Here is a 15524-nt window from a genome sequence, read left to right on the forward strand (position 1 = left end):
GATGCCGTTGCCCTGTGCGTCATCGGCATAACGAATCCACGTGTAGTAAGTCCTTCCGTCCTGTCCCGGTGCACCGGGTACTCCGTCCTTTCCGGGCACTCCTTCCAGACCCTGCTCGCCGTCGCTGGCCACCAGTGTATATTCGTCAATGTTTACCTCCCCTGTCAGCAGGTAGCCGTAAGTCTTTCCGTCCTCGGCGAATAGAATCCGGTTTCCGGCGCTATCCGTCCATGTCCATAGCGGTGGATTCTGCGTGCCTTCCTTCAACCTGCACATCCACGAGCCCCACCCCATACGGACGATTCCTAAATAAGGAACCTGAAGACCGGAATACCAGCCTCCTAAATTAGAGATGGAAGCACCTGCCGGTCCCTGTATGCTGCCTGCGCTTACCCATTTCGTACCGTTCCATACGTACAGGTTGCCGTCCACCATCCAGGCATCGTTTGGATGGTTGTCCTCGGACGGGAGTTCTTCTATACTACCTTTCTCACCAAGCAGGTTGAACGACGTTCCGTCGGTACCCTTGTCCACCTGCAACAGCCAGTCCAAGCTGTCCGCCGACGGTTCGGCATCCGTACCCGCTTCGTTGACGCACAGCCAAAGACATCCGTCGTGGCTCACACGGTCATAATAATCACACAGCTTCTTGCCCTCTTCCTTCACAAGATCCTCCCATGCGCCGCGGTCGTTGGCCGTGCGGACGGGAGTGCCATCCGGCTTCACCTGCATGATTTTCCCGGTAAAATAAACATCGGTCGTGTATTCCGAATACCCTTCCATATTCAGGCCAAAGACGTTCAGGTTCGACAGGTCTCCGGACTGCTTGGCTATGTTACCTTTACCGATTTCCCATGTATTCTGATGCCACAGATACCTTGTGTAAGTACGGGTTTCGTAAACAGATGTCTGCCTGTCTTCACGCGTGAAACTGCCGTATGCCACAAACTTCATCTGTTCGAAAGGGTCGAAAGAATATTTCCAACTGTCTGAGACGGGCCGAATCTGATACTTGAACTGCTCGTTCTTGTCACCCATCACCTCGGTAATCGTGAAATAAACCGTGCAGAACCCGGCGAACGTCCGGTTCCCCCGGCTGTCATCCGTATCTTCAGTGGCATTGTCAGAAGATGTAAGAGAGTGAAATATACCCATACAGATGTCACCGACAGCTACTGCGCCGATTTGCCCGTCCTCCAACTTCAACGTACAGGTTTTGCTCTCAACATCCACCGTATCAATCAGTCCGCCTCCAGGTGCCCTCCATTTATCACCCAAGAATATCTCGACGCTGTTAAACCGAAATTCGGGAGCTTCAATATAGCGACGCGATGTCAGCGATTCTACTTCAGCATTCCCGTTTTCATCAATCTTTGCCCCAAATCCGGTCATACCTGAAGCATAGCCGTTTTTGCCAAAAATCGCTCCGGCAAGAAAGGATATGAGATAGCCTGTCTCGTCAGGTTGATCCTTACGAATATACACTCCATCCTTCACTTTCCCCGCTTCGTCCGCATACCCGGCTTTTATTTTTTCGCTATTCACTAGCAGATATCCGAGCGTATAAGAGAGTTTATTCAGAAGATCTATATTCGCATGTGAATGCCCAATTCCTCCTCCTGTTCCAGCTGTAGCAGACAGTATCTGGCCGATAACAGAAGCCAATGCACCAGTAGTGGTCGTACTCCAGGTTTCGCTATACGGGTTCTGTATCGGGAATAGATCCCCCTCGGACAGGGGAAGACGTGGCACTTCAGCCAGCCGAGGGGGTATAGTAAAATTTCCAACTTCCGGGATCTCTATTTCCAGCATATCGGCTGGTTCGTCAGTTCGCGGGAGGTTCAGCAGAGGACGGGCATCGGCATACTTATATGTGAAGCTGTACGACGTTGGTACCAGTTTATTATCCCGCTGTACTTCACTTTCTGTTACTACGATCGAGCGAAGATAATCACCAAGGTAAATATACTTCTTCCCTGCAGGAAAGAAGTCAACCAACCATCTGCTTTCTTCTGGTGTCAGATATCCAGTGTTTTTCGTATGCAATCTTTCGGTATCAACGCGATATTCTACATATTCTTCGTCAAGTTCTGCAATATTATGCGTATGCTGGTTATTGATTGATTCTGTACCATATGCACGAAATGTATCAATGCCTCCTAATGAATTTTCGAACAAAACCCAGTCTTCATGTATTGACTTAGCAGTTTCGGCTTGATACCTTTGTATATATGTCATCCGTTGACCGGATGCATTTTCTACCCATACATCATAATATGCCGGAAAACGCCCGTTAAGTGATTTGACAACGTTGGCGTATTGCAAGTTCATGGTCCATGCCTTGCCGGATTCTAGAACAGAAAAAGTGATAGTTTCATTCGAATCAGTGAATACAGCCTTCAGTTTAACAGTACTGTCTTCAACGGCATAATAAGTCAAAAACTCTGGTGACGAATAGGTGACTCGCTTTACATTCGGCTGCCATGTCAGGAAATTCTGTTTCAGAAAGTTGGTAGGCGTATCTGCCAGACGGTCTACTCCAGCTTTAACAACACGGAAAGATATTCTACTCCCGTCGATTATTGCTGTAAAATCTGCCGCAAGATTAGTTTGTTCATATGATTCGCCTGATTCTTTCAAGTCGCAAGACAATTGTGCATGAATAATTTCACGCAGATCAATTTCTATACGTTGGTTGTCTCCAGGTTCATAGCGTTGCGACAACAGCGTATCTTCTCCTTTTTTTAATTCGAAGGAGACTGGTTCACTGCTTCCGATAACCAGTGGCTTCAGATTTCGGCTCAGTGACAGGGCATCCGGTTGTTGTATGATATTCATTGCGATTTTATTAATATATGCGCAAAATTATCGTCACGTCCTGATGAATTAAAGGACAGATTAAGGTCTCGTTCCAATTAGTCCAACCTGTAACCAATGCTTGACAAGCAGATAATCGTCAATTCGACCTTCTTTTTTAACAGCCCATTCTCGATAATACATTTGTTTTTTGCTATCATATAATTCTTTACTTGGCGATATATCAATATATACCTTAACCAGATTCAGATCTTTCGATGTGGCAGATTGGTATTCAGATTCGCTGATCACACTCACCTCGCTGTAAGCTTTCCATTCGTATTCATTTGAGATGGGTATTAGATCGGCGATAGTTTTAGCGGAATCAATTGGCTCATATAATTGTGTTGTCAGTAATTCACACTCAGTTGGTCCGGATGTTCCTCCCACAGTATATCGCATTATATTCCAGAGAAACTTATTTCCACCTATACAGACCGGTCCATGAACGTCTGTATTCATCTTCATACTTTCATCGAACATTAACTGATAGCGTACTGTATGCAAACTATTACGTAACAGATTATCGTAATCGCGATAGAATTTTTCATATATGCCATTTTCTCCGTTCATGGCTAGTGAATATTCATCCGTGTATATGGATGCCACTGTACTCGGTTCACCTCTTCCGTCAATAACAGTTGTAAACAGTAACACGACTGGCATGCTACCGTCATCGACAGGCTTAACATTACCCTCATCTTCCATCTCAAGAGTTTCCCCCGGGTCAAGGAGACGTGAGTTTAACCAGCGTGCAGGTCCAATATACATACCCGTGTCTGTTTCATTATAAGATACTTCACCTGTTATTCTGTCCATGTGTTCAGCTAGTGTGTCGGGGATGGTTATTTCCTCCTGTTCCAGATCCGAATCAATACCGTATGGAGTAGCCGAAGCAGAAGCAATACTTTCGTTAATCCGATGTCCGGCCGGTAGTCTCCCGCTCCATTGTATTTGTCCTAAATGATATACGATCGGCTGCGAATATTCCACGAACTTTCGCCGGAAACTGCCGTCTGGCTGTATGATTGCGTATGGATACTTCGAAACGACCGCTTCAGTATTATCAAGTAAAGGTAAATCTGAAGGTGTTTCAACTGCGGAGCAGTTTAAAGTTATTGATTTGTAAGTTTCCGGATATTCTACTTCTGGCCCATCTGCGACCTGCGTACCATGTATGGTGATGGCTGTTTTTGCGATCGCATCCTTGAACAATAGAATACTTACCGTTCGGTTAGCTTCATCAGGAGTGAATTCACACAAAAAACGTTTTCTGAATACTTCCAATAAGTCACCACAGGTGATGTCAGGCAACAGATCTGCAATAAGAATTCGTCCATTGACAATTGCATCAGCAGTTGTGTTTGCCATGACCATATTTCGAAAAGGATCAGTTTGGCTGAAAAAATGATCAAGAAGCGTATATCCGAAATAGGCAAAAACTCTTTTAAGCAAATAATTTGTGCGAATAAATGGGGTTACGTAATAACCTACACCGACCGAGGTATAAGTTTCATCATCCGGTCGGTAAAGCATACGAGAATTTCTAGCTACCAGTTTGCCCTCAGAATTTCGCTCGTTAAGTATAACAAGCCGGTAAGTCCGGCCGCTTTCATCTTGATAGTTCGATCCATCGTCAATCAACACTGTAGTACAAGCATATTCTCCATTATTATTATCACATAATCCTTCCATCCAGTCTAAAGCCTGTTCTACTGATTCAATCCCAGGTATGTATTCATCCTTAAATACATCTTTTAGATTTGTATTTGAAATTCGAGACAGAAAAGCTCCTTCGTTCAGATAAAATGTGGTATCAATGCCGTCACGCTCTTTTGCGCCAAGTATGACTTGCTTTGCTATTGTGAAAAAACTTCCTTCTGAAATACTTACTTCAATATCGCGGTCTTGCTTCTGACGATTGGCTGGTAAATGAGCATAACCACACAGCTTCCTATTTCGGTCTGTATCTGGCAATGTAACCGGTAGTGACTGCTCGCCGTACTCGTTGAAGAACAAGTTAGTTCGTTCGACTTCCAACTGTGTGTCTGGGGATAGGTGATACGCCTTGCCCGATTTCGTTTCTACTATTTTCATAATCGGTTATTCTATTTGCTGCCAATTTTCCGGCTGCGTTCTCGTTGTTTTTGTTTTCTTTCCAGTTCAGTCAGCACCACGTCAGCCTGAATGCCTTCACGTTCCAAGTGTTCGATGGCGGATGTCAGGCGTTGTATCAAATCACTATCTATACCTAATGGCTCATTCGTCGGTTTGATTAACGATGGGATATTTTGCATCGTGTAATTACCCTGTGAATATTGAGTGATATGTCCGCGACTCTCATTGATAGTCTGAACAACCAAGGGATAATTTATATGTTTCTGAAGTCGGCGTAAATCATCAGCGTTAACAATCAGTTCAGATCCTCGTTCAGATATCAATGCCGGACTATTCACAATACCGGTAGGCGCAGGTCCAATATAGGGCACACCGGTGTAACTTCTTCCGTCCGATGCTCCGATGACGTTATATCGACCACTTGCATATTGGTTGACTGTAGGGACACGCTGGTAGGTTGTTTCACTATCTCCGCTACTGCTGCTTCCGCCATCCCGTGTACCAATCAACCCCTTCAATGCCGTACGGGCAGCAGCCAACAAACCACTAACCGTAGCTGCTATGACAGCGGATGTTGCGATACCGGCCACACCCTTCGTACCGATTTCCGTCATACTTCCTTCGGCTGTAGCAGCTGCAGCCTTGGCGGCCAATTGTGTTAGCCAAGCATTAATCATTTGATTCAGCACATTGTAGATGATATCGATAGTTGCATCTCCTAGAGCTTCCATAGCCGACTTCTGCCCGCTGATAACCTCTCCAAGCGCACTACCGAATTCGTCGGCATAGCCTTTCATGCGACTGAATCGTTGCTGATACTCCTGTTCCAAAGTCCGGCTATCACGTTTAGTCGAAGTCTTCTCCTTTTTGCTGCGTTTGTTCTGCTCATCCTCGTATTCCTTCAGACATTTAATTTTATACTCCAGCAGCTTATCTTCGATCTGCTTACGGGCTTCAGCATCGAGACCTGCTATCTCCAGCATACGGTGGAGATGTACCATTTCCAATTGTTCAAGAGCTTCGATATACTGCTGATGGCTGTCTAAGTTTTCATCATTCCCGTTGGCATACAATTCTTTCAGTTGCCGCTGTTGTTCGGCGTACAAGCGGTTCTCTTCTTCAACAGCTCGTTTGATGGATTCCTGACGTTCCTGCAGTTGGATCTCTGCCAGCTGCTTTTCCGCATCGGCGGATTCCTTGGTTCCGCTACCAGATACTTCCATCACCCGTTGCAGATACTTCTTCTTCTCGGCCAGCAATCGGTCATTGTACTGTTGTTCAGTTTGCAATTCCGCATTCTTTCCTTCGGCATAGATACGGGTGATTTCCGCCTGCGCCTGTTCATACAAGACCTTTTCTCGCTCAAGGGCGGCGCGCCGTTGCTTCTCGGCTTCCTTATCATCGACCGACGAAGCACCGCTTTTCTTCGGAGCATTCCCAGTGACGGTTACTTCCGGCAATTCATTGGCTGGTTGTCCTGGCATCCAGCTGGCATACTTGTTTTCTACCTTGTCCAGCTTGCGGTTCATGTCATAAACACTCTGAATGTAGTCTGCCATGTCTTCACTGAGCCCTTTGGCGATTGAGTTTTTTCCCAGATACTTCGTTCTGATGGTGTGCCAGGCTTGACCGAATGCTTTTTCCCACTGGACGCCGGCTGAATAGAACTCGTTCGTGATTTGCTTCACCTCATTGATGGCGACTGTAGCTAACTCGTTACTGCCAAGGCTCTTCACAAGATCCTTCCGCATGCCTTCAATCACCTCTACCTGTGTCTTGGCCGCTTCGCTGGTGATGTTCCCGATTTCCTCGTTCTTATATTTCATGGCCAACTGGGTGACCAGTGTTCGGTTGATACGCTTGTATGCCTCATTAATCTCATCAAGGTTGCTTTTTTCCGTCAACAGGTTTGGCAGGTAGGTACCGTATTTATCGTTAATCTGCTGGATGATATCCCGCCGCTGCTGCGAACCTTCAGCCGTCCGCTTCAGGGCTCCGAACAGCGAGTCCAGTGAGTGTTGCTCACTGATCAGCTCTCCGTTCATACGGGCTATACCTTCGGTTGCTTCATTACTGCGTGTGGCCAACTGATAGAGGCCGACACCGACAGCAGTTAGAACGGTGAGCAACAGTCCAAACGGGTTCTTTGATATCAATAAAGAGAACTGTTTCCAAGCTGCTGCAGCCAGTTTAATGTTTCCGGTCAAAGCATACTTGGCCGATGAAAGCAGCAGGGTTCCTGACAATAGAGTTTTATTCCAAACAGCTTGCATCTTATCAACGGCAATGCTGGCCAGCTTGGTATCCTTCAACTTAGTCTCCCACAAGGTGGCAATCTTGACACCTGCATAATAGGCCGCAATCGAGGCTGTGAGAGTTGTGATAACTCCGATATGCCGCACGATAAAATCTACCAGCTTGACACCCTTCTGCGTCCAGTTTACGATACCATTGGCTGCACTCACTAACCCGGGGTTCAGCTTTTCCATCAAGGCGATACCCATCTCCTGCATTTTATTTTTCGCTTGGTCAAGCTTGGCCGCTGCTGTCTGGCTCTTGATACCGGCCTGCTCAATGGCGACACCGGTACCGGTGACAGCCTGCGTATAATACTTCACCTTCTCCGTTTCGTTGATGAGCACACTGGCCACGTTATACCCTTCCTCGCCGAACATCTCCTTAATCTTGGTTGCGTTCAGCTGCTTGGCGGCCAGGTTGTCCAGAGCCGTCTCCAGCCCGACAATCTTCGGATTGGTTTCGTCGGCTCCCGTCTGCAGGGTGAGGAAGAATTTTTTCAGTCCGGTACCGGCCACTTCGTCCTTAATACCCTTCTCGGCCAGTGCCTCAATCATGCCCACCGTCTGCTCGATGCTGACGTTGGCGGATGCAGCGGCCACACCACTGTTCCGCAACGCCTTGGTGACAGACTCCACTGCTGCAGATCCGTACTTCGAACCTGCTGCCATCACGTTGGTGTAGCGGGCAGCCTGGTCGGCACCGTCGCCGAACTGGTTCAATGAGAGAGTAACGGCATCCACTGCATCCTTCAGCGTCATGCCGCTGGCCTGTGCCAGAATCAATGCTTGCTTGGTCACGTCGTTCAATGCCTCTTTATCCTGCAGCAGTTCGGGCTTTGCCGAACCTACCAGCTTGTAGGCATCGAGTATCTCCGTGGCCGACTGACGAATACGGATGCCGTTCTCGTCCATCGAGGTGGACAGACGCTGGGCCTGCTGCTCCAGCCATGCGATACTTTCTTCGTCCAGACCGGTCAGGGCCTGCACGTCGGCCTTGGCTTCTTCGCGTTTGTTCCGCGCCTCCCGCAACTGGTTCAGCTTCAAGGTGAGGCCGGTAACAGCAGCGATGAGAGTACCGATGATGCCAAGATACTGGTTTATGAAGTTTGAGGCGCGTAACCACATGTTGCCCTGCGAACCGACCTCTACTCGCATGGCCTTTTGCGCGGCGGCCATCTGCTGTGTGACACGCCGGTTCTGCTCCAGGGCGGCGTTGTATTTCTCCGTGCCGGGCACGGCATTCTGCAAGTCCTTGCGTACTTGTTTCTGAACGACCAACAGTTCCTGATAGGTAGCGCCGGATAGATTCTTCAATACGCGGTCGGTCTCTTCAACCTTCTTGCGGTAGGTCTCCAGCGTGCGGGTTTTGGCATTCAGTTCCTTCTGCAATTCCTTGCTCTTCGCTTCGTAATCTGCTTCTCCCTTATTCAGACTGGATAACTTGGCTTCCAGTTTTTGGACGGCAGCTTCTACCTTGGCGATGCCCTGCTGTGCTTCACTTCCGTCTATATAAATCTTAATACTCCTATTCAAATCATTTGCCATATCACTTTTCTATATAAATACGTGTTGCGTCCAGTATCATGGTGTCGAAATATTCTAATACGATATGTTCTAATTCGCCAATTCGATTCTTTATGACAGGGTCAAACCAACGATAAGCACGCCGGTTTCCACTGTCCTGCAGGCCGAGTGATGCTGGATTTGTATGCCTAATAATACCTGTACCAACTTCCACGCCATTGATCATCCTTATTTTTTCCCATTTAGATCCGATCCAACCACCTTGTCCTCTACCTGCTCCTTTATGGATATAAATTCCATGTCTTGGAAAACTAAAACCGATACGGTTGACTATGCCATACTTATCTGTGTACAGATTCGGTTGTAGCTCACGGGCAATGCGAAGACTACGATAGGCTACAGTAGCCCGCAGCTGGTTGGTTACCTGGTTGGTCCAACGTTCTACGGCCTTATTGAATGCTGTCAACCGGTTGGCATCCTTTGCCATTTCAAAACGTTCCGTTTCGCTAATGGTCTCCAGACGAATCAACCGGCTGGTATCTGCTCCGGCCAAACGTTCTGCGCGTCGTTTGGACGCATTGTACCGTCGGAGTTCCTCCCGTTGTTCAGTCAATCGTTTGTACAGTCCCATAATTCTTCATTCTTAATTCTCTATTCTTCATTCATGCCAGTATTCCGGTTCAACCATAAAAGAATCGTAGCTGATGATGCGATAGGTCAGTACCACGCCATAGAAGCCGTCGCCGATTGGCCCGATGCCGTTGATGGTAGTGTTACGATCGATAAGATGGGTATGAGACAAATCGGGATCAGCCATCAGAAAGTTTCTCACCTGTTTGGCCAGCTGCTTGCAGGCGGCCACGGCTTCGTCCCTGGTTTGCGGTTTATCACGTTGGGTATTACGTGCCAGAATGATGCTGTACGTGTCATTATCGCTCAGGGCATCAGCTCCGTTGTCGGCCGATTCGCTTTCCTGTCCGTCCACAGCTATCATCACCGTACCGGTGACGCCTGACAGGCGGTCTTCAAAGTTGTAGAGATCTTCCAGCCCGAAAGCGGTGAAGAACCGGTGGCGGGCATCGGTGTGGGCAACGGCCTTCAGATGTCGGGCCAGTCGCTCACAATAGGCAAAGTGGTTGTATTCCATAACGATACGAAGTTTGGTTACGGAAACAAAAATAGCCCGCACTTGGCGGGCTATAAAGGACATTCTTCAGTATAGGTTATTCGTCCGGCAATAGCAGACAAATCAGTTCTTTCAATCGCAGGGCGGCGATGCGCTTCTCCTCTTCCGATGCGGTGGCAGATGTTAGCACGGTTAGAAGGTTCAAGGCTTCGAGGCGAGTCATTGGGCACCTCCTTTCTGAAAGGTAATGTTCACGGTACCACCGGACACGTAGAAAACAATGGAGTTGTCACGCTTGGCAGCATGGATGCGCTTGCGGCCTTTGCAGAGCTGGAGTCCAAGGTCTGATAACATTTTCTGGACTTTCTCAACGGATACATAGCGTCCGCGTTCGCTTGATTTGTTCTTTTTCATTTTGTATAGCATTTAAATGAAACAATAAGTTAATAATACGGGAAAGCGGCTCTTCTGTCCAAAAAATCAAGAAACTTGCCTAAAAAAGAAAGTTCCGCTTTCCCGTTGCTATACACCTGAAACAGGCAGTGGGCGCATTAACGCTCCACACGGGGGTCGGAACTTATATGGTTAGCCGATAGGCATAAAAAATGCCAACGGCAATCGGTTGGCGAATATCTCGTCGCCTGTTTCAAATGTATAGCGCTGCAAATATAGGGATAGTTTTCAAGATAGCAATAAAAAGCGGGAGTTTTTTGCTCCCGCTTACACATTCTGGCACACCTTCTTATTTGCGTATGCACATTCCGGTTATAATGATTTTATCAACATACACTTTGTAGGTGCTTTGATATTCACTGACCGTTCTAATCTTCAAGTTTATGACACCGTTTGCTCGTAATTTCTTTACTTCGGAGAGAATCAACTGATAAGCGTCTTCAAAGGTAGGTGGCAGATACTTCACACTTCCAAGGGTAGTCATGTAGATGTCTTCCATGTCATCACCTTCCTTATACTTCTTCTTCACCCATCCACCAGTGCATTCGACATAGATACTACCCAATGGTTCATAGTCGAAATTTACAGAGTTTGATTCTGTGACGAAGATGCCTTTTTGTGACAGATAGGCGTAGTCGATAGTGGAAGCATATTGCTTCGGAGCCGGTACATTTACTGTGGTACATGATGCCAATGCCAAGATTGGCATAATCAATAATAACTTTAATTTCATAACTCTATATATTTAAAAGTTTGTTTGATAAGTTTGTTGATAACAGATGAATGGTGTTTTTCATCTTAGCACCCAAATCGTCCTCTTCACTTGTATGAATCATTTATTCATGGGCGAACCCCTCACTACAGCGCGCCAACAGGTGAACGATTGAAAAACCTGAACCCGATTGACTACGGGTTACACTGAGGTAAGGGATTCATGTTAAACGTTTTTGTTCTGGCGAGAGCAAAGATATATATAATTTTCATTTTGATAAAATAATCATAAAAAAACGGCGTCTCCCGATGTGAGGACGCCGCTCTGTGTGTCAAGGATAAAGCGGTGGAAAGTTAGTGTTCAATTAACCATGTCCGAATTGTCAGGCGAACTTTACCCTTTCCATTTTTTGTACGATTTCTGTCAGTTTGGACTGTATCAGGTTCTTCTGTTTCTCTCCGGCGGCAGCCAGTCCGTTCTTATACTTGCGCATCAGCGAGGGATTGATGCCGATGCTCTTGGCAAACTCGGAGGCGTTGATGAAGGGGAAAGCCTGAAAAAAGGCAGTCAGGTCGTAGCGGTACTCCACTTGGGCGTCCTTCCACTCTGGGTAGCTGCCGGTCTGTTCCTTCATGTACTCGGCCTGCTCGGCCATGACGGCCTCGAAGTCGGTCCGGGCTTCTTCCTCGGTCAGCCCATAGCCCACAACGGGTACGCTGTCGCCGGCGGCATAGATGCCGTAGCCTTCGCTGTCGCCTTTCTCGATCACTGCCACAATCTTTTTCATATTCATACATGACGTTTATAGGTTCCTGCAAAATGGTTCAATTAACACCCGCCCCCAGCGTGGGGACGGGCAGCTCTCTTGGAAGCTCTTTACTTCTGTTCCTTCAGCCCGGCCATCTTCAGCATCTTGTCCAGGGTACCCGGCTTGACTTCTTGCGTCTTGTGCCGTCCGACCGGAATGAAGTAGGGGTAATCGGGGTGTACATACTTGTAATGCCCTTTCCCGCCCTTGATAGTCCAGCCATGCTGTTCTATCAGCTTGTAGAATTCGGAGTACTTCATGATGTAAAAGAACTATTGGTTAATTGAACACTGCAAAGGTAACGTTTTTGTTCCAAATATGCAAGCAGAAAAGGAACATTTTTGTTCCTTATTTCATTTTTTCCTTCATCTCTTCCTGAATGCGCAGCTGCTCGTCCATCGAGTAGATGGCATCAACGAACAGCCCCTTGCGCACGCTGTCCTTCTTGGTCATGTCGTGCTGAGCCAGTGAATCGAGCAGGCGGAGCTGACCGTCGAAGACGTTACCGACGATTTTACCTCCCCCACTTCCGCCAAACACACGGGGATAGCTGGCTGCCCAATATTCCATGCAGCCTAGGATGAACCAGTACATCACCATTTTTCGGGTGGCCGGAAGGCGTCGCAGCCGTCGGGCATCGCGCTCCAGGCGAGCAATGTCAAACGTCCGGCCCGTGTGCCACAGGCAGGCCAGGGCATAATCCAACTTCTGAGGTTCGGTAGTTGATTCGTCCAAATAGGTCTGCAGGTACATGAACTGCTCGAAGGTAATATCGAAGAGGCAATCATCGGGGCCGATGAAGCGACGCAGACGGATGCGCAGGCGGGGATACGGGTTCACGGTCAGCCCGGGGCAGATGCAATAGGTGTTCTGATACTTGCCCTTGACAAACCGCAGCAACCAGTCGAAGAGGTTGGACATGGTTATCACCTCATCAACCATCAGCTGATAAACCTTCCTGCGGATACGCACGGCGTATCGGTTTGATTGGATGCCCACTACCTTGTCGGGCTTGATGCCCCGCAGCTTGGGCGGGCGCTTCATCCGGGCACCCAGGCAGTAGAGCAGCATCAGGATCTTCAGTTGCTCCACAGGCTGGTTGCCTTGCGAAATACGTGCCAGGTACTCCAGTTGCTTCGGGGTCAGTCCGTCCCAGCAGGACGGTACTTGATAGGTGTCGTCATTGATTTGAATAGTATGCATGGTTCAGCTGATTGAGGTGAATATCTTTTTGTCCTTCTCGTTCCAGTGCAGCACACCGCTGTCGCTCGCTTCGCCCGTTTCGTCGGGATGTTCACTCTTCCAAGCTTCAATCTTTCCGGCGTAGTAGGTGGCCTGTGAACCATAGTAATTCCCCGTCATCTCCAGATCCTCATACAATGGCCGGATAATCGGCGTAAATTCCGGTTGGCTTCCGTTCAGACGCTGCTCGCGTCCGGTCTGCGAGGTGTGCAGTTCGGCACACTTGGCAGCCATGTAGCGCACGCACAGCAGACGCAAATCGTCGGGTTCGCCGCTGATCACACGAGTGTACAGCTTCTCGCCCAGCATTTCGGCAACATTGCGCACCTGCAGCTGGAGCAGAATGGGCAGCATGGCCCGGTAGCTCAAAGTGGAGTAGTCGATGCCTACCAGCCCTTCGTCCTGGTACTGGCGGGCACTGCGTATCAGGCAACCTCCGGGCGTTACCTGTTCCTGATGCTCACCATACTCGGGGTATTCATCAGCATGGGCGGCCAGATAGGTCAGCAGACGGTCGAGAGCCTGCATGCCACGGTAGTAGAGATTGGCCTTGGCCGCAGCTATCTTGGCGTCGCTGGCCGGAGAACGTTCGCCCTGCTTGTTCTGCACGGTGATACCCGCGTCACCGTACTGGATGCCCAGTTCGTCGGTGGCCAGCGACACGGCCAGCGGGCCGAGTGCGCGACAGATCTTTTCCTTCAGGGTGTCGTCCACTTCGGCTTTTTCAAGCGTAGCTGTACCAATATTCGGCTCGATATAAATGTCGGTTGCGTCCAGAATAAATGGACGGACAGACTCAAAGGGCACGACGGCATTCATCTTCACTGTCTCGCGCAACTGCTCAATGTCTGTAATCAATAGGTTCATAAGGATTCGTTTTGGATGTTTCATTCACTCGTAGCTCGTAGCTCGTATCTCGTAGCTCGTCACTCGTAGCTCGTAGCTTGTCACTCGTAGCTTTCTCATTCTTCATTCTCCGGCTTGATGCCCGTATTCTTCACTGCTCCAGTGCCTTTGTCGAGGGTCGTAAGCTGGCAGTTGGTCACACTGAAATAAATGTCTTTCGGCCAGCCGTTCAGTTCCTTCACCACATAGAGCGGTTCCAAAGTGGCTTCCTGAAACATCTTGTTCAGTGCCTGGGTGATGATGAAAAGCTCGCGGGCCTCTGTGCCGTTGATGCTTTTGTTCTTGCCGGGGCTGGAGCCGATGATGCTGGGGTGTACGCCCATGCCGTAGCTCAAGGTGTTGCTGGTCTCCTCCGAATCTTCGATATACTCTCCGCCATCCGGCGCCGACTGCAGCGGGGTGATGATGATGTCCTTGTCTTCGGTTCCCTTCACACGGTCGTAGCGGAAATGGCTGACGAAACTCTTCCCGGCGTTCTCCTCGCCAGTCAGGTAGTCGTTCATCTCCTTCAGGAAGGCTTCCCGCAGTTCAACCTGCTTCTTTTCGTCCACCGCCTTATGCTTGGCGTACAACTCAGCCCAGAAAGTGTCCTTGATATAGACCAGGTATCGGAGCGACATCTGGTTCTTGATGAGCGATTTCTTCAGTACTGGTATCGCGCTGGAGAAGTCATACCAGCCGCTGGCGAAGATGCTCCACCAGTAAGGCCGACCGTAGTAAAACCGTCCGGGCGTATTCATCTGGATGTTGTGGATGAACCGCCGCTGCTTGCCGATCTCCTTCAGCCCGTTGTCATTCGGGAGCCTGCCCATGCGGGTCATCAGGTCGCGCAACGGTGCCTGTCTGTCCAGAAGTGGGGTGGCTATCAGGTCGGTAGGCGTACCCTTGTGCCATTCTGCGCTGTATCCGTGCCACTCGCTCTTCCCGGTCTTTTCGTCTATTTCACTGATACGCGAGCAGGTGGTTTCCTTCGATTTGATCTGCACAATTTTCGGACTATCTTCCCGGTTGAAGATGTACTCCACATAGCTGTCGTAAAAGATGGCCAGGTCGTTGGCTATCTCCATGCGGATATGGTTGTAGTTGTTCATACGCAAGAACTCGAATATCTCGGGTTCCTCAGCCGGCAGCACTTCCTTCTTCTGAATGTTTCCCTGTTCATCACGGTTCATGCGATACACCAGCAATCCGTCCCCATAGATGACCTTGGTTTTGAACTCCACGTTCGATCCGACGGTCACATTGGTTCCGATGCGCTTCATCACTAAGTAGGGCATGTTGTTGTTCTGGCCACGAGGCATAAACTTGATGGGGGTCTTCTCGCCTTTGGGTACTACTTCGATGCCGTTGTCTTCCCGGTCGGTCACGATGTCGCGGTTGTCACTCAGCTTCACCATGCTCTTGGCTCCTTTCATTACGGCGTAGGGCGTATAGCCTTGCCCGATGAGTTCGTTTAATTCTTCACTGTTCATTCCTCATTCT

13 protein-coding genes are annotated in these 15524 nt (G+C 48.8%); all 13 read right to left on the minus strand.

What is annotated here, in order from left to right:
• A partial coding sequence (locus Q3C19_RS15575) for a hypothetical protein (RefSeq protein WP_302730508.1) occupies window positions 1–2838 on the minus strand: 2838 nt, incomplete at its 3' end.
• A gap of 60 nt (window positions 2839–2898) precedes the next feature.
• On the minus strand, window positions 2899–4953 hold the full coding sequence (locus Q3C19_RS15580; protein WP_302730510.1) for a hypothetical protein: 2055 nt from the start codon (window positions 4951–4953) through the stop codon (window positions 2899–2901).
• Between the two features lie 11 nt (window positions 4954–4964).
• Entirely contained in the window at window positions 4965–8816 is a 3852-nt protein-coding gene (locus Q3C19_RS15585; RefSeq protein ID WP_302730512.1) for a phage tail tape measure protein, read from the minus strand.
• A gap of 1 nt (window position 8817) precedes the next feature.
• Window positions 8818–9426, minus strand: coding sequence for a hypothetical protein (locus Q3C19_RS15590; protein WP_302730514.1), 609 nt, complete (start codon window positions 9424–9426; stop codon window positions 8818–8820).
• A gap of 27 nt (window positions 9427–9453) precedes the next feature.
• Window positions 9454–9942, minus strand: coding sequence for a hypothetical protein (locus tag Q3C19_RS15595; protein WP_302730516.1), 489 nt, complete (start codon window positions 9940–9942; stop codon window positions 9454–9456).
• Window positions 9943–10018: 76 nt separating this feature from the next.
• Window positions 10019–10144 (minus strand): hypothetical protein, encoded by a 126-nt coding sequence (locus Q3C19_RS15600; protein ID WP_302730518.1) that lies wholly within the window; start codon window positions 10142–10144, stop codon window positions 10019–10021.
• On the minus strand, window positions 10141–10335 hold the full coding sequence (locus tag Q3C19_RS15605; RefSeq protein ID WP_302730520.1) for a hypothetical protein: 195 nt from the start codon (window positions 10333–10335) through the stop codon (window positions 10141–10143). The genes Q3C19_RS15600 and Q3C19_RS15605 overlap by 4 nt, the downstream gene beginning before the upstream one ends.
• A 328-nt stretch (window positions 10336–10663) precedes the next feature.
• Window positions 10664–11107: a hypothetical protein gene (locus Q3C19_RS15610; RefSeq protein ID WP_302730522.1), complete on the minus strand. Its 444-nt coding sequence runs from the start codon at window positions 11105–11107 to the stop codon at window positions 10664–10666.
• 361 nt (window positions 11108–11468) lie between these two features.
• Window positions 11469–11879, minus strand: coding sequence for a type II toxin-antitoxin system HicB family antitoxin (locus tag Q3C19_RS15615; protein WP_302730524.1), 411 nt, complete (start codon window positions 11877–11879; stop codon window positions 11469–11471).
• Between the two features lie 83 nt (window positions 11880–11962).
• Window positions 11963–12154: a type II toxin-antitoxin system HicA family toxin gene (locus Q3C19_RS15620; RefSeq protein WP_277121169.1), complete on the minus strand. Its 192-nt coding sequence runs from the start codon at window positions 12152–12154 to the stop codon at window positions 11963–11965.
• Between the two features lie 88 nt (window positions 12155–12242).
• Window positions 12243–13097 (minus strand): hypothetical protein, encoded by an 855-nt coding sequence (locus Q3C19_RS15625; RefSeq protein WP_302730527.1) that lies wholly within the window; start codon window positions 13095–13097, stop codon window positions 12243–12245.
• Window positions 13098–13100: 3 nt separating this feature from the next.
• Window positions 13101–14003: a DUF6712 family protein gene (locus Q3C19_RS15630; protein WP_302730529.1), complete on the minus strand. Its 903-nt coding sequence runs from the start codon at window positions 14001–14003 to the stop codon at window positions 13101–13103.
• 95 nt (window positions 14004–14098) lie between these two features.
• Window positions 14099–15514, minus strand: coding sequence for a hypothetical protein (locus tag Q3C19_RS15635; RefSeq protein WP_302730531.1), 1416 nt, complete (start codon window positions 15512–15514; stop codon window positions 14099–14101).
• Window positions 15515–15524: the final 10 nt, after the last annotated feature.

The sequence above is a fragment of the Bacteroides sp. ET489 genome (assembly GCF_030518095.1).
GTDB lineage: Bacteria > Bacteroidota > Bacteroidia > Bacteroidales > Bacteroidaceae > Bacteroides > Bacteroides ndongoniae.

Bases quoted from the DNA above. Each gene is read 5' to 3' on its own strand.
- Q3C19_RS15580 (WP_302730510.1), bottom strand. From the start codon at position 4,953: ATGAAAATAGTAGAAACGAAATCGGGCAAGGCGTATCACCTATCCCCA.
- Q3C19_RS15585 (WP_302730512.1), bottom strand. From the start codon at position 8,816: ATGGCAAATGATTTGAATAGGAGTATTAAGATTTATATAGACGGAAGT.
- Q3C19_RS15590 (WP_302730514.1), bottom strand. From the start codon at position 9,426: ATGGGACTGTACAAACGATTGACTGAACAACGGGAGGAACTCCGACGG.
- Q3C19_RS15595 (WP_302730516.1), bottom strand. From the start codon at position 9,942: ATGGAATACAACCACTTTGCCTATTGTGAGCGACTGGCCCGACATCTG.
- Q3C19_RS15600 (WP_302730518.1), bottom strand. From the start codon at position 10,144: ATGACTCGCCTCGAAGCCTTGAACCTTCTAACCGTGCTAACATCTGCC.
- Q3C19_RS15605 (WP_302730520.1), bottom strand. From the start codon at position 10,335: ATGAAAAAGAACAAATCAAGCGAACGCGGACGCTATGTATCCGTTGAG.
- Q3C19_RS15610 (WP_302730522.1), bottom strand. From the start codon at position 11,107: ATGAAATTAAAGTTATTATTGATTATGCCAATCTTGGCATTGGCATCA.
- Q3C19_RS15615 (WP_302730524.1), bottom strand. From the start codon at position 11,879: ATGAATATGAAAAAGATTGTGGCAGTGATCGAGAAAGGCGACAGCGAA.
- Q3C19_RS15620 (WP_277121169.1), bottom strand. From the start codon at position 12,154: ATGAAGTACTCCGAATTCTACAAGCTGATAGAACAGCATGGCTGGACT.
- Q3C19_RS15625 (WP_302730527.1), bottom strand. From the start codon at position 13,097: ATGCATACTATTCAAATCAATGACGACACCTATCAAGTACCGTCCTGC.
- Q3C19_RS15630 (WP_302730529.1), bottom strand. From the start codon at position 14,003: ATGAACCTATTGATTACAGACATTGAGCAGTTGCGCGAGACAGTGAAG.
- Q3C19_RS15635 (WP_302730531.1), bottom strand. From the start codon at position 15,514: ATGAACAGTGAAGAATTAAACGAACTCATCGGGCAAGGCTATACGCCC.